Raw genomic sequence first — 14,382 nt, 5'->3', positions numbered from 1 at the left:
AACTATATTTTTGGCACTTTCGCCCCCTGTTTGGTAAGCGACGGCTCATAGCATTTTATTATCTGGATCTCGCTAATAGTTGGTAATCAAGAAAAAAAACATCAAAAATGCTTGAGGAAGAGCTTAATTTGAAAGATAGTTTTCAGGAGAAAATGCCTGCGGGTGGTAGTGAGGCAAATAGTTTTGATTGCAAAGAGGCATGGTATCCGGTCCATTACCTTGAGGATTTAGACAAATCAAAACCAACCGCTTTTACAGTGTTAGAAAAAGATATTGTAATCTGGTGGGACAGACTTGCCCAATGTTGGAGAAGCTTTGAAGACCAGTGTCCTCATCGTTTAGCACCGTTGTCTGAAGGCAGGATTAGTGATGATGGGCTGTTAGAGTGTCCTTATCACGGTTGGGCTTTTTCTGGAGATGGAAATTGTCAAAGGATTCCTCAACAAGTCAAAGGTGGAACAGCAGAGATATCAAAACGAGCTTGCGTGGCATCATTACCAATTATTGAAAAGCAAGGACTACTATTTGTATACGTTGGTGAATATGAAAATGCTGCCAAAACCGAAGTCCCAATAATTGAACCATTAGAAGAATCTCCCGAAGGATGGGTTCTAATTAATACATTCAGGGATGTGCCTTATGATGCGTTAACACTTTTAGAAAATATACTTGACCCTAGCCACATATCTTTTACACATCACAAAACGGTAGGGAATAGGGCAAATGCAGGGCCTTTAGAACTTGAAGTCATTGAATCTGGGAAACATGGATTCAAAGGGATTTGGAAACAAGGTTTGCAAGCAAGGCAATCAGGAGAGTTATCTACAACCTTCGTTGCTCCTTGTTTAATGTGGCATGACATCAACTCGCCGCGCGGCAGAATTCTAACCGTTGTTTATGCTACGCCCATACGAAAAGGGGAATGTCGTGTATTTGCACGTTTTCCTTTCAAATTTCCGAACAAACTTCCAGGTTTGTTTATTAAGCTCAGACCACGTTGGTATTACCACATTGGACAAAATGGTGTTTTAGAAGACGATCAAATTTTCCTCCACTATCAGGAAAGGTATCTTGAAGCCAAAGGAGGTAGCCCTAACTTTACGAAAGCGTTTTACCTTGCAACCAAAGCAGATAGTTTTGTGTTTGAGTTCCGTCAGTGGGTAAAGCAATATAACGCCGAACCGTTTGGCAACGCCACTTTTTCTCCCCCATTGGCAAAGTCGGTACTGCTAGAGAGATACCATTCCCATACACAAAAGTGTGCCAGTTGTAGCTCGGCGCTTGCGATTATTGAGCAGATGAAATTCTGGAGTGGAGTTGCAACAGTAGTGACAATGGCTTGCGCTCCAATGCTAATATTATTTTTCAACAGAACATCAGTTTTAGCAGAAGTCATTGAAACTATAGCTCCCTTAATTTTTGGAGTCGCATGGATAGGACTGAGCAAGCTCCAAAGGCAGTTTTATGATGGACGAACTGTACCTCCACGAAACCGACCTGAGAAAAACTAACTAGTAGTCGCCAAGGAAACAATGCAAAGGTGGTTAGCAGAGGGGCAGAGGGAAAAAAACTTGATATTTGCCTCTCCTCTGCTCCCCTGCTCCCCTTCTCCTCTGCCGACCTCCACCCAGCAATTTTGGGGAAAGCGAACTAATAGGGCGGCTCGGCTATAATCCACTGCTTAACGGGACTTAGCATACCGAGAAACGCGATATTAAATACGGGTTTTGGTTAACATAGAAATTCCCCTGACATTGCAAATCAACTATGCCCAAGACTTGGAACATCAAGATAGACAACTATTTTCAAGCCAACCCCAATTGCATCATCGCCACCGCCCATGTAGACTCATTCCCGATAGACCTACCACTAGAACCGAACATCCGCGAACCGAACCGCAAAAGCGCGACCTACAGACAAATGTTCGATTCACTGACCACCGAACCCGAAAAATTCTTCTCTCGTCATAGCGGAATCGTTCTGTCAGCCAATAAAGTTAAGCCTATCAAGAACAAAACTGAACTAGAGCTAGAAGTCTTAGAAGCGAACGAGGGAGGTAGTGATGGCATTATTAACGGGGGGCATACAGTTTTAGCTTTTGAGCAAGCGAAAAATTACAAATATGACCTAACCGAAGCCAGGGTAAAAGTTACGATCCACATCGGACTGACTGAAGAATCAGCCAAAGATATAGCCCTGGCCTCCAACACCACAACGCCAGTAGATTCTCGTTCCAAAGTCAACGCTAGGGGTGATTACAAATTCATCAAGCAGTACTTAGCTCAGTTAGAACAGAAAGAAGATAGGAAATTCCGCATCGCCTATTACCAGAATCAAAGCGGCGCTCCCAGAAATGCCCAGTGTAATGTCACCCATTTGCTCAAGCTCATTTACTGCCTTGATAGAAATAAATACAATCCCGACGGAAATAAACGAACCAAGCACCCAGCAGGGATGAGCCTTCCCTCTAACATCACAGATGCAGAAAGAGAAAGATTAACCGCTTTACTGCCTCTCTTGACTCATGCTCTGTGGATAGAGCAAAGACTGTACGAAATAATCCAAGAACATATCAGCAACCCCAGAAGAAAGGGTGCCAACGATTTAGCATCAATTGATATACGTAAAACGACGTTATTGCCTGATAGCAAGTACTCTTTTGGGTTTGGTGCGCCAACTGACCTGGCACTACCGATAATTGCATCCTATCGGGTATTTTTGGATAAAGACTATAAATGGATTCTGCCGTTTAACGAATTTGCTGAAGATTTTCTCCAACACTTGTGGAATAACTATTTCCGTAAATATTTGGTGTCGGAGAAAACAGCAGGGAATACAGTCGGCACAAAAATCAGCCGCAATCAAGAGATTTGGGAAAGTTTGTACATTTCGGCGCAGAGTTATCTAAATCAGCACTTGGTTAAAATGGTCAACTCCAGTAAGTCAGAAGAACCGAAGGTGACACAAGGTACAAAAAGGCGTGTGCAAGCAGATAAGAAATGATGAAACCCTTAATAGGCAATAGTTAAAGCTAAAATTTCTTTAAATCTTTCACTGTCGGACCGTGTAAAACTTCCCCTTTGCAACTGAAACGTGAACCATGACAAGGACAGTCCCAACTTTTCTCGGCACTGTTCCAAGCAACAACACAACCCAAGTGAGAACATACCGCAGAAACAGCGTGTATTTCTCCTGTTTGATCTCGGTAAGCGGCAACTTTATCCCCATCGACAGTGACTAGTTTTCCTTCACCGATAGCCACATCTTGCAGAGATTTATTCAATCCCTTGAGGCGATCGCCTACCCAATGAGCGCCAACTTCCAAGTTTTGCTTTATACCTTGTGGAGTGAGAAAAGGAGTGGCGCGGGTTGAATCGTACAAATCAGCCGCAGGATTTTCAATGCCTAAAATCTGGTCTGAAAGTATCATTCCAGACAAGGTTCCTTGAGTCATGCCCCACAGACTAAACCCAGTTGCCACAAAGGTATGCTTGCTTAGAGGAGTTAATTTTCCTACATAAGGTATCTTGTCAAAAGATACAAAATCCTGAGTAGACCAACGATAGTCAATGGAATCGATATCAAAGCGAGAACGGGCATAATTTTCTAAATCTAGATATTTTTCTTCAGTATTCTCCACTGTTCCTACTTGATGACCGCCGCCACCAACAAGTAGCAATAAGCCATTCTTGTCAGGAGTAGTGCGAATAGAGTAGTATTTTTCTCCTGAACCGATGTACATTCCCACAGGTGCTTTCTGCTCTGCAATCCGCGCACCAATGATGTAAGAACGTTTGGGGTAAGTTTTAGCAAAGAATAATCCTTCATCGGTAATGGGAATATTGGTTGAAACTATGACATTTTGTGCCTGAATAATTCCCTTGTCAGTAGTAACTTGACAAAGATTATCTTCATCGACCTTGAGTACTCTTGTATTTTCAAATACGTAACTTCCATTACCAGGAATCTGCTTGATCAGGTGTAAGAGGTATTTGCGAGAATGAAATTGTGCTTGGTTGTCAAACTTAACAGCACCAACAATAGGAAAGGGCAAGGAAGTTTCACGAACAAATGTGGCGGGTAGTCCGATTTTTAGTGCTGCTTCTACCTCTTTTTCAATGTCCTTGAGATGATCTTCAGTTTCTGCGAAAGTATAGGCACTTTGGCGACTAAAATCACAGTCGATTTGTTGTTCGGTAACTGTTTTAGCAATGAATTCTAGTGCTGCTTGGTTTGACTGTGCATATATCTGTGCCTTTTTTTCACCATGATTTTTAATCAAATCGGCATAAATCAATTGGTGAAGTGAGGTAACTTTGGCTGTAGTATGACCGCTAACACCAGTAGATATTTGTTGCGATTCAATTACGGCAACGGTTTTACCTGCGCGTTTAAGTAATGTTGCAGCAGTGATTCCTGCAATACCTGCACCGACAATTGCAACATCCACAGATAGATTATTGATAAGTGGTGGAAAATTAGCTGTGGGTGTTGAGTCAATCCAGTAAGAAATGTGCTTTCCTGATATATTAGGCATATTTTTTGAGATAGTGTTCGATAAATCCAATTCTTTGATCACAGAGTTAGCTTTCAAAATAAAGGTCAGACTGAAATAGTTAGTTTTGCTTCAACAAGGGATAATGTGCCACTTCATTTTTCAATTCTGATTTATACGAATACTTTTCAAACTTATCTTTAAAGTAGACGTTTTTGCATATAAAATAAAACTATCTTATGGATAAGCTTGCTTGAGAAATTAGAAGAGATATATCAGCCATCAGACAGATAATAATATAAAAAATAGAGATAACCCACCTACAATGTAGCGATTGCAACACTATTAAAGATTTTAAAAATAGATGGTTGTATAGTTACAATGAGTATCAATACAACTGAGAATAATGCAATTTTGAACTCAGAATTTGGTTTTGGACAAAGGTTGCTGAGGCTAGTTTAAAGGTTTTTTGTTTGCCTTTTCCTCTTGCCTTTTCCCAAAAATCCGACAAGTATTTCAATGAGTATTTATTTTTCTTGATGATGATCGTTGGTATTTTTACTTATTTCAGTAGGCTTGCGACAAGGTACGCCAGAACCCTGATTATTTCGTTGAGATTTTTCAATTAGTCTGCGAACCGACACGTTTAAAGTGCTATCGTCTGCACTTCTAGCTATAATTAGCCATACTAGAAACAGAAATCTCATCTATATAACTGTAATGACGATCAAAGAATTGCTATTACAAGAAATTGACAACACTCCAAACGAACTACTAGAGGATCTACTTGGGTTTTTGAAATCACTCAAAACATCTCCAAAACATCCACTAGCCACATATAGAGAACTCTTAGAACGCATTGATTATCTAGAAGCAATAGTAGGTATTCGTAAAGGACTAGATGAGTTTGAGCAGGGTGAAGGAATTCTGTCCGACCAAGCCTTGGCAGCCCTAGAACAAAAACTAGGCATTCCGCCTCGCCCATGAGTTACCAGGTTCTCATTCAACCCACTGCCTTTCAAGAAATCGAAACATCCTATCGTTGGATGTGCGACAATCTGAGTGCTGAAGTAGCCAATAGCTGGTATTATGAGCTTCTTGACGCTATCGCTTCACTGAAAGAATTTCCTAATCGGTGTAGCATAGCACCAGAAGCACCAGTGATTGGTCGTGAAATTCGGCAACTTTGGGTTGGAAAACGAAGAAAATATCGAGTTTTATTTTTCGTGTCAGAAAATACTGTAGCAATTCTTCATGTTCGCAACAGTCGCCAATCTGATCTAGGTGAAGAATCCGAGTGAACTACTCAGACTTGCCTCCGGCTGAAGTCTGAGCTTCTGTAATCAGGGGGGAGTGCCTTGAAGATCAGGACTTGCACGACATGGTAGACATGTTAAGAACCAAACACCCAGCAGGGATGAGTCTTCCAAGTAACATCACAGACGCAGAAAGGGAAAGATTAACTACTTTACTGCCTTTGCTCTGATGTGGCCGCCCTGTAATAATTGGAAACCATATCTCTTCAACATTTATATAATTTAAAGATAAAAATCGTTGAATTTCCTTTCTTCTACTTTCAAAAATATTGGTATATGTAAACCAGTAGCCAACGCTTCAAGGCTAACAGTTTTAATAGACTATAGTAAATTAATCAGAATTTTTATGAATAAATATTCGGCACGTCCTAGTTTCCGCTTCAGGTGTATTTCGTAGAATTCCGGTAATATTGTCATTAATTAGAACTTATTGCAAATAAAGGCTCTTTTTGTTTTACCATAATTTGCCACATTCTTTAGCCTGTAAATATTCCGGGGTCTTGTGTCTCCCCTCAAGGTGATTTGTATCTACCGAAAAGTATAGATCCGTTGGTAATGTTATCAAACTGTTGGAATACTGTAATAATAGAAGCTGGGGTTAAGTTAAATAAGTGATTTAAGTCCGTCCTATAACCGTCTTGCTTCCTGTGCTATGTCCTGATTGTCGCTCATCAGATATTATTAAACACGGTAAATCTTCCAGAGGGTAAGCAACGTTACCTGTGCCAGAATCGGGAGTGCCTGCGCCGGATATTTTTTATCAATACAAGACAGCCTAGACGGACTAGACAAGTTAAGCATCAAATTATAGAGATGAAACTCAATGGCAATGGAGTTCGCGATATTGCGCGAGTGTTGCATATTAGCCCGGCAATAGTAATCAGAGAATTAAAAAAAATTTCCCAAATTGGATCGGTGAATCAAAAATTGTTGCCAACTATTCAATCCGAATAAGTGGAGGTAGAAATCAAGCTGGTGGAAGTGGAAGAAGAAGCCTTGGAAGGGATTGAAGAGTCTGAACTAGATGAAATGTGGAGTTACGTAGGTGCTATCGAGCGTCTGACAGTAAAAGTTTTAGCTTACGCATTTGGACAGCGCGCAAGACTAAGTATTTCTGAAGCTAAAAAATTTATTAGAGCCATTTGGTGTTAGGAAATACTGTACAGATGGTTGGGGAGTTGATAAATGGCATTTACCTCCAGAAAAACATGAGATTTGCAAGAGAAAGACTCAAATAATTGAACATAAACATCTAAATTTAAGAACTCGGCTTAAGCGACTGGCTAGAAAGACAATTTACTTTTCTAAGACTGAGGAAATGCATGACTTGGTTATTGGGCTCTTTATCAATCGCTACGAGTTTGGCTTAAACGTCTAACAACAGTTTAATAACACCACCTAAGAAAGGAAGATTGATATGCATAACGATTGGACGAAACCCGCCGCCATGGCGATCCCGAAGGAGGGAGTCTTCAAACAGGAGCAGGGAAGATACGGCCCGATTTTTCCCAAAACTCCCGCGTGCTACGGCTTCACGATTATCGCGAAAATCAAACCTGGTACGGAGGAGACCATCCGCGAATATGGGAAGACGCTCGAGAAGACCATCGCCGATTTGCCGGACGGTCTGGCTGTGCTCAAGCTGCATTACTTGCGCTGGGTGCTGTTTGACATCGCCGAGGACACATACTTCATGTACCAGGGCATTTTTGACACAGACTTCGACAAATACACTGAGGATGCCGTTGCGCTCTTTTCACAGTACGGTATCAATACTGTTTTCGAGAATCTTGAGGGATTTCCCCAGGACTGGAAGACGAACACATCGGCGTTCATCCAATTCGTCCGCGAGCACCAGTGTCCAAGCTTCCTCGAATACGGAGAGTATCCCTACGTAAGTTCCGACGAAATCAAGAAAGCCCTCAAACTCAAGGCGGCGTTCTCCGACATGCTTGACCAGATGCAGTAATCTATCAGGAGGACTTGATATGCTTGAGTTCGATGACATTCAGCACATTCTGTTGACTCGTGTGCCTGCGCTCACCGGACGGTATGAATTTCTATCGTTCCGGAACCCTGTTGGTGGACGAGCATGGCTAGCTGCCATTCTTGAAAAAGTACAGTCGTCTGCGGAGGTTCGTGCTTCGGTCGAACAGGACAACCGATGGGTGAGCGTGGCCTTCACCTGGAACGGCCTGCGGGCGCTGGGTATGGATGAGGCATCACTGGCCACGTTTCCTGAGGAGTTTAAGCAGGGCATGGTGGCCCGCGCGGAGATCCTCGGCGACACCGGCACGAATCATCCTGACAATTGGGTGGGAGGTGTGGCTAGTCCGGATCTCCATGCAATTGTGATTCTCTTTGCCCGCGATAACGCAGAGCGCGATCGGTGCAAGGCGGAGCACCAGCGACTTGTCGAGCAGTGCGAGGGTGTGGAAGTGCTCTCGGCATTGGATCTGGAGGCAACGCCGCCTTTCAACTACGCACACGATCACTTCGGCTACCGCGATCGGCTCTCGCAGCCAGTCATCGAAGGATCGGGCGAAGAGCCGACGCCCGGTTCCGGTGCGCCGCTGAAGGCGGGCGAGTTCATCCTGGGCTACCCAGACGAATACGGTTCCCCAGCCAATCTGCCACAACCTGAGATCCTCTCTCGGAACGGTAGCTACATGGCCTATCGACGCCTACAGGAGCATATCATCGAGTTTCGTGACTTCTTGCGCCAGCACGGTCAGACGCCGGAAGAGCAGGAACTTGTGGCAGCAAAGTTGATGGGCCGCTGGCGCAGCGGCGCACCGCTGGTGCTGTCCCCAGACAAGGACGATCCAGCACTTGCCGTGGATATGCAGCGCAACAACGACTTCAACTATGCGACTATGGACCCGCATGGCTATGCCGTACCCCTCGGCTCCCATATCCGTCGCCTGAATCCTCGTGATACAGGGGCGAACATGAACCGGCGACGGATGATCCGTCGTGGGGCGACCTACGGGCCACCACTCCCGGAAGATGCGCCGGAAGATAGGATAGAGCGTGGCATTGCTGCCTTCGTGATCTGCGCGAGCCTGATTCGTCAGTTCGAGTTCGCGCAGAACGTGTGGGTGAATGACAAGAACTTCCACGAACTCGGCAACGAGCGCGATCCGATTATCGGCACGCAGGACGGCACCCTTGACTTCAAGATCCCGAAGCGGCCAATCCGGAAAACCATCAAGGGCATTCCGGCATTCACCACGGTTCGGGGTGGGGCTTACTTCTTTCTGCCTGGACTGAAGGCGCTTGGGTACCTGGCGTCACTGAGCAGTGGCAGGTAACTTTAGAATCCGATCAAATAAAAGGAATGGTGGTGAAAATGAGCAAGCTCAATCGAGTTGGGCGAACGTACAACCAGAACCATGTGCCGCGACCGTACACGCCGAACAAACGTCGGTTCAGCATTTACTGGACGTGGAGTTATCCTTGGGAAGCCAACCGAGATCTGACCGAATTGGATAATCGGTTTTCGACGATGACCGAAGTCCGTCGGGTCGGCTGGCCGAACTTTGAGGGATCTGAGTGGGATAAGATGAATTTCTTGCAGGGCATCGCTGGTACTCTGGAGCTATTCCACCGATCAACCATCGATTTTCAGCAAATCGTGGGCGAGATTACTGGGCAGCCGGTCGCCGTTTACCAACGCATTGACCAGGCAGGTTACAAACTCCTGATTGATGAAAGAATTCTGGCAGACACGGATACATTGATGGTGTTCGGTCTGGATCACCTCGTATCCGAGCAAGAGGCCGAGAAGGGAGAAATCGACGCGATCCGGGAGTGGCTTAACCGGGAAGGCACGTGCCTGCTCCTTGCGCCGCACCATGACGTGGGCTTCACGAGTGACATGCAGCAGCGCCAGATGGAGTATAAGCATCACGGCGACGAACTCGTGCCGCGCCAGCAGCGCTTCGGTCAGTACACGCGATCGCTGATGAAAGAACTCGAAGTGCCCGTACTTAATCAGTTTGGACTCCGGCCTGCCGTCGTACAAGGAAGCAACCAGATCGCACCCCTGACCGTCCACAAGGATCTCGACAAACTGGGTTTGCTGAATGGAGTGACCACGTTCAACTTCCATCTGCATCTGCCCCACTATGCGCTGACGACAGAGGACACGAAGTCCATTCATGTTCTGGCGACGCAGCCGATCGATCTTTCCCGACCGCATCCGTTCACGGCGGAGGGAAATCGGGAATTCAATACGTGCATCTGGGCACCGCCGAACGGTAACCGTGGCGGCGATATTTTGCTCGCCGACTCGACCATTTTCACCACACTATTCGGCGGCACGGAGAGTCTAGGACACTTTTGGCGGAATATGGCGAAACTGCGAGTCGATGTCTAGATGTTCTACCCGATGTTCCGCTTTTATGCCCTCAAGGAGTCGTTGTTTGACGGGGCATGAAACGATGCGAGAAGTTGAATTTCACGCAGATCAGCAGCTAGCTGCTAATTGCCGATGAGTTAGTCGAAAATTATGTAATCCACAAGATGTGTCTACCAAACGCTTGTTCAAACTTTCAAATGTTTTTCAGCTAATGTTTTGTTGGCAATCGTTTCTAAATTCAATTTTCTATATCAGATTTGGTTCCTCAAAATTAGCACAGCGAGGATTTGGTGTACTAACCTTTTTCCTGCTAACGCTCTCCCTGCAACTGGCGCTTCCATCTCTAGCCACTACTCAATTTGATTCTGTTGATTGTCCGGCTGGTGCTAACGTTCAACAATGCCAATCTTCAGAGGTTTTGGTTAGCTCACTCATCGCGCAATCTCCTGACGCAACTGTCCCACCCAATACCCCAGATGTCTCTGACACCATTGTTTTGCCCAAACAACGCCTTGCCGATCGCATTGCCCGCACATCGATCGAGTCCCCATTTGGAGTATTCAATCTATTCATCATTTTCTTTGTGACGCTAGGACCAATCAAAGTTATCCCGCCGTTTGTACAGCTTACTCAGAATGCCGATCGATCGCTGCGGCAACAGCTAGCGTTTCGCAGTGCTGCCCTAGCAACGATCGTGATTTTACTGGTGGCGATTATTGGGCAAAACATAGTGCGTGTTTGGCAAATTCGATTGCCTTCGTTGCTGATTGCTGGGGGAATTCTCCTATTTTTGGTAGCGCTTAACATGGTAATCACTCAGTATCAACCACTCCCGCTTCCAGAAGACTCTTCTCTGCCTTCCCTAAAACTAGTGGTGTCTCCCCTCACCTTTCCCGTCATTTTGCCGCCCTTTGGCATTGCGATCGCCCTGGTGTTGATGTTAGTATTCCAGGAAATTGGCTTTAACCCGCTAGCGGTTTTGGGCACATTGGTGCTGGTCATGCTACTGAATTTTATAGGTATGTTGGCAGCTCGACCGATTCTGGCATTCCTCAAACCTATCACCCTGCGAATATTTGGTTTTGTGTTGGGGGTGTTGCAGTTGGCATTAGGGATTGAATGGATCATCACTGGATTAGAGATTGAAGCACTGGTATTTCGTCGTTTGTTTGGCTTCTGATGCATTGTGGAGGAGAAGTAGCACTGGGAGTTTACAACCTACATCAACACGGCTTTGTTGCAAGCCTAAAGTGGGTAAGGCTGAACTCGATGACACGGATTTGTCTCAACGTAATTTAATTAGTCACTATACAATAGTTAACGCACTGAAGTACTGTTGAGCATTGAGATAAATGAATTCGCAAAATGAACTCCTAAAACAGCAGTTGATAGAAGCGATTTCTTGTCAAAATCTGCAAGAAATTCAAAAAATATTAACCTTAGCACAATTAGAGGATGAGACAATAATCCTCAAAGAAGCCCTTGTGCAAGTAGAGTATGCAAATTTTGTTTGGTTCTTGCAAGAATACGTAGGTAAGGAAAGTTATCAACAAGCCGTAAAAGATGTATCGACAAGCATGACTCAAAAACTATTTTCTTGGAGGTTTCAAGCCAGGGGTTGATTTCAACTTACACCCAGATGGGAGGATGTTGGCATCAAAAGAAGCAAATGAATATTTAGAAAAATATCATTCTAAACAACTAGAAAATAGCCAAATTTCTGTTGTAGCTCATGCACTACCAGAGTCAATGCAGATGTTAGAAAAAGCTTTAGGTGTGCCATTTTTTGAGAATCTTGGGAAGGTGGCAGCTAAACGTTTAGCCACAATGGATGATCCGACAGCCAGTATCTATGGTCTATGGCTGATGCAAGGGATCGGTGGTCGTCATCCATTGCTGGAAAAAGATTTTTGTGAGTGGTTCATGATTGAGATTTGTGGTGAGCGATTGTCAGCCTTAGCATCAGCCGAGATTCAAGGCTTGGAGTTTAATGGCTTAGTGGTATTTGAAGATTTGTTAATGGCACTGGGTAAAACAAATGTATCGATAATGAAAGAGAGCGACCTAACTCTTGAAGATTTGCGGTTGCTAGATAAAGTTTGGACGGGAGAAAATATGCGAGTGTTTGAATTAATTTCCATCTTGGAAAAAGATGGCGAACGAGATTTTTAATCAAGACGCGTTCGTTACGGCAATTGTGCGGATTTATAAAGTTAGCTGATTAATAAGTACCGCATAAACACGGATTCATTCCTGCTGCCTTTCAGTAAAACTGCATTATACAAGTTTTGAAGGTAGATTTATGGCTGATACTACAATGTTAGATAACCGTATAAATAAGCAAATAAATTTTGAACCATTAGAAGCGACAGTAGCAGCAACAGAAGAAGAATCAATAATATTAGCCGAAAAGCTCACACAGGTGGCAATTCCTTTATCCGTATTGTTACAAGCACTAAATATAGCAAAACACGATAAGGCGGCAGCTTTCCGCTATGCTGACAAATACCTAAAGAATATTAAAAAGTCGAAATGGTTTATTATTAAAACGGCTTGAAATTTTCCCATGAAACGCTCGGTTGAATATTTTTCTCCTGATGTAAATTCTCAGTTTTGATTATCCCAAGCATCATTTTTCCCCATCATGGTTAACAACTTTACAAGCCTTACCTCTGTATCCTGCGTCCTTGACAATATGATTCAGCTTTAAGGCAGATTCTAACGCTTCAGTTCTATCAGGCAAATTGGTTAACACATCCGCTTTTGTGCCAGAGTTAGATTCTATATAAACGGAGTAAGTCACTTTAATTCCCATTTATTTTTATCTCCTATTGCTCTACAGTCAAATTCCATATTTTGCTCAAAAGCTATAGTTAATCTTCAATCAAATGATTTTCTATAGTGAATCTTGCAAAATTTAATGCTTTTTCTAGTGACTCTTCCCCGTATGATCGGTCTTTATAGCTATCGACTACTAACTCCAAACTAGAATTTCTAATGTAGTAGATATAAGAACCTACATCGTAGGGATCTGGTTGGTAATAGGTAACGATTATCAAAACAGAATTCAGGAGTCAGGAGCCAGAATTCAGAATTGAATTCTGTGTGACTGGCGGATGAATAAAAGGGTTTAATACCCCCACTAAATTGAAAATTTAGTGGTCTTCAATCAGTCGCTGGTCTGAATCCCCGACTGATTGATTCTGACTCCTGAATTCTGACTTCTGAATTCTTCTTCAATTCAAACCCTTTATGCTTCTCGTGTGCCTCAATCGTGTTACCTTTAAATTCAAGTTGATTAGGAATTTTCACAAGTAATCATTTTTGGTTTTTGATAAGTACGGCGCTCTAGCTTGTTATTAAAAGTAAAAGAAGCTGAGATTAATCTCAAACTAATAAAATACTTAAGGTCATCAGTGCCAGATTTGGAAATGAAATTACCCTGCAAAGTGATTTTAGTTTCAGATTCTTGAATTATTTCAATGTTGGGTTGAATTTTGTTTATTAATTCTTGCAAGTTATCCATAGTTAATCTGGAATTTCATCGAATTTATAAGACTGAAAACTAGTATCAATCAGACCAGACTAAAGGAATTTGGATTTATCTGAGCCAGTTGTAGCATAAATTTATTCCTCCTTTATTGTTACCCAGTCAGTTAAAACAGCCATACAGCAAGCGGTTAACGTTGGCCTTCTCAATATCTTATTTTCATATTTGGCGACATAACCACCCTCTAAGTCATTCTGCTCAAAATAAACCCCAATTACGTTAAAAAGCTTATTAGCAACGTCTAAGGAAATTGATTTCGACCAAGACATATTTATCTCCCACACAATCCCGGAAAAAACTTACTCCAAACACTTTGTTCTTTTGAAGGTGATTCTTCTGAACCTAAAACATTCTGTAACCCTTGCTGATTAATCTGAATCTCCTGCATATTGAAAGCGTAAATAGTTTGGGCGAACTCTGGATTGTCTTCTAACAATTCAGCCTCAAAGCTTAACTCTTGCTGCAACAATTGAGCATTTCGGCGCAAGAAAATCTGCTGATTATGTCGCCGTCTGATAAGGGATTCAGTCAGATGTAATTGCTCTTCAAAACTTAAATCATCGTATTCGCTGTTATACATGAGAATTCTTCTCCGATTAGCTTAAAACTTAATTTTTAGGAAAATTAACGACACTGTTCAACTAATTAAAAATGTTTG

19 protein-coding genes and 1 pseudogene are annotated in these 14,382 nt (G+C 43.3%); 14 read left to right on the top strand and 6 right to left on the bottom strand.

Translation table 11 applies throughout. The features are described from left to right. The first annotated feature begins 107 nt into the window (after positions 1 to 107). Positions 108 to 1,511 (top strand): Rieske 2Fe-2S domain-containing protein, encoded by a 1,404-nt coding sequence (locus GJB62_RS31100; protein ID WP_114085663.1) that lies wholly within the window; start codon positions 108 to 110, stop codon positions 1,509 to 1,511. A gap of 256 nt (positions 1,512 to 1,767) precedes the next feature. Then, a complete protein-coding gene (locus GJB62_RS31095; protein WP_159402635.1) occupies positions 1,768 to 3,003 on the top strand; it encodes an AIPR family protein in 1,236 nt (411 codons plus the stop codon). A 28-nt stretch (positions 3,004 to 3,031) separates the two neighbouring features. On the opposite strand, the gene GJB62_RS31090 is transcribed toward GJB62_RS31095, so the two are convergent. Beyond that, positions 3,032 to 4,537, bottom strand: coding sequence for an FAD-dependent oxidoreductase (locus tag GJB62_RS31090; RefSeq protein ID WP_159402634.1), 1,506 nt, complete (start codon positions 4,535 to 4,537; stop codon positions 3,032 to 3,034). A 485-nt stretch (positions 4,538 to 5,022) separates the two neighbouring features. Then, positions 5,023 to 5,202, bottom strand: coding sequence for a hypothetical protein (locus GJB62_RS31085; RefSeq protein WP_147262590.1), 180 nt, complete (start codon positions 5,200 to 5,202; stop codon positions 5,023 to 5,025). A 13-nt stretch (positions 5,203 to 5,215) separates the two neighbouring features. Between GJB62_RS31085 and GJB62_RS31080 the strand changes: the two genes are divergently transcribed. Both GJB62_RS31080 and GJB62_RS31075 read left to right on the top strand, forming a co-directional pair. After that, on the top strand, positions 5,216 to 5,482 hold the full coding sequence (locus GJB62_RS31080; RefSeq protein WP_114085662.1) for a prevent-host-death family protein: 267 nt from the start codon (positions 5,216 to 5,218) through the stop codon (positions 5,480 to 5,482). After that, positions 5,479 to 5,796 (top strand): type II toxin-antitoxin system RelE/ParE family toxin, encoded by a 318-nt coding sequence (locus tag GJB62_RS31075; protein ID WP_159402633.1) that lies wholly within the window; start codon positions 5,479 to 5,481, stop codon positions 5,794 to 5,796. Before GJB62_RS31080 ends, GJB62_RS31075 begins: the two co-directional genes overlap by 4 nt. A gap of 199 nt (positions 5,797 to 5,995) precedes the next feature. Here GJB62_RS31075 and GJB62_RS37715 read toward each other — a convergent pair. Continuing rightward, positions 5,996 to 6,222, bottom strand: a pseudogene (locus GJB62_RS37715) (IS4 family transposase); the annotation flags it as partial. A 402-nt stretch (positions 6,223 to 6,624) separates the two neighbouring features. Between GJB62_RS37715 and GJB62_RS38245 the strand changes: the two are divergent. The 10 genes from GJB62_RS38245 (at position 6,625) to GJB62_RS31035 (ending at position 12,731) form a co-directional block, all read left to right on the top strand. Beyond that, positions 6,625 to 6,765 carry a hypothetical protein gene (locus GJB62_RS38245; RefSeq protein ID WP_199346548.1) on the top strand — a complete coding sequence of 47 codons (141 nt, stop codon included), beginning with the start codon at positions 6,625 to 6,627 and terminating at the stop codon, positions 6,763 to 6,765. Positions 6,766 to 6,786: 21 nt separating this feature from the next. Further along, a complete protein-coding gene (locus GJB62_RS37710; RefSeq protein WP_199346549.1) occupies positions 6,787 to 6,963 on the top strand; it encodes a hypothetical protein in 177 nt (58 codons plus the stop codon). After that, complete coding sequence (locus GJB62_RS37705) at positions 6,926 to 7,189, top strand: IS1 family transposase (protein WP_245246264.1); 264 nt, start codon at positions 6,926 to 6,928, stop codon at positions 7,187 to 7,189. The genes GJB62_RS37710 and GJB62_RS37705 overlap by 38 nt, the downstream gene beginning before the upstream one ends. A 39-nt stretch (positions 7,190 to 7,228) precedes the next feature. After that, entirely contained in the window at positions 7,229 to 7,780 is a 552-nt protein-coding gene (locus tag GJB62_RS31065) for a hypothetical protein (RefSeq protein WP_159402632.1), read from the top strand. Between the two features lie 19 nt (positions 7,781 to 7,799). Continuing rightward, entirely contained in the window at positions 7,800 to 9,125 is a 1,326-nt protein-coding gene (locus tag GJB62_RS31060) for a peroxidase (RefSeq protein WP_159402631.1), read from the top strand. Positions 9,126 to 9,151: 26 nt separating this feature from the next. Continuing rightward, a complete protein-coding gene (locus GJB62_RS31055) occupies positions 9,152 to 10,192 on the top strand; it encodes a hypothetical protein (protein WP_220186683.1) in 1,041 nt (346 codons plus the stop codon). A 148-nt stretch (positions 10,193 to 10,340) separates the two neighbouring features. After that, positions 10,341 to 11,354: a MarC family protein gene (locus GJB62_RS31050; protein WP_114085658.1), complete on the top strand. Its 1,014-nt coding sequence runs from the start codon at positions 10,341 to 10,343 to the stop codon at positions 11,352 to 11,354. 172 nt (positions 11,355 to 11,526) lie between these two features. Next, positions 11,527 to 11,796, top strand: coding sequence for a hypothetical protein (locus GJB62_RS31045; protein WP_114082112.1), 270 nt, complete (start codon positions 11,527 to 11,529; stop codon positions 11,794 to 11,796). A 25-nt stretch (positions 11,797 to 11,821) separates the two neighbouring features. After that, a complete protein-coding gene (locus GJB62_RS31040; protein WP_114081137.1) occupies positions 11,822 to 12,346 on the top strand; it encodes a hypothetical protein in 525 nt (174 codons plus the stop codon). Between the two features lie 130 nt (positions 12,347 to 12,476). After that, positions 12,477 to 12,731 carry a hypothetical protein gene (locus GJB62_RS31035; RefSeq protein WP_245246228.1) on the top strand — a complete coding sequence of 85 codons (255 nt, stop codon included), beginning with the start codon at positions 12,477 to 12,479 and terminating at the stop codon, positions 12,729 to 12,731. Positions 12,732 to 12,803: 72 nt separating this feature from the next. On the opposite strand, the gene GJB62_RS31030 is transcribed toward GJB62_RS31035, so the two are convergent. From GJB62_RS31030 to GJB62_RS31015, 3 genes are all read right to left on the bottom strand, one after another. After that, positions 12,804 to 12,989, bottom strand: coding sequence for a hypothetical protein (locus GJB62_RS31030; RefSeq protein WP_114081136.1), 186 nt, complete (start codon positions 12,987 to 12,989; stop codon positions 12,804 to 12,806). Positions 12,990 to 13,801: 812 nt separating this feature from the next. After that, positions 13,802 to 13,993: a hypothetical protein gene (locus tag GJB62_RS31020; RefSeq protein WP_069067941.1), complete on the bottom strand. Its 192-nt coding sequence runs from the start codon at positions 13,991 to 13,993 to the stop codon at positions 13,802 to 13,804. Positions 13,994 to 13,995: 2 nt separating this feature from the next. Beyond that, positions 13,996 to 14,304 carry a hypothetical protein gene (locus GJB62_RS31015; RefSeq protein ID WP_114081134.1) on the bottom strand — a complete coding sequence of 103 codons (309 nt, stop codon included), beginning with the start codon at positions 14,302 to 14,304 and terminating at the stop codon, positions 13,996 to 13,998. Positions 14,305 to 14,382 lie beyond the last annotated feature (78 nt).

Source organism: Nostoc sp. ATCC 53789, assembly GCF_009873495.1.
Classification (GTDB): Bacteria; Cyanobacteriota; Cyanobacteriia; order Cyanobacteriales; family Nostocaceae; genus Nostoc; species Nostoc muscorum_A.
Note: the sequence above shows the minus strand (reverse complement) of the source record. Positions and strands in the feature narration are given on the sequence as shown.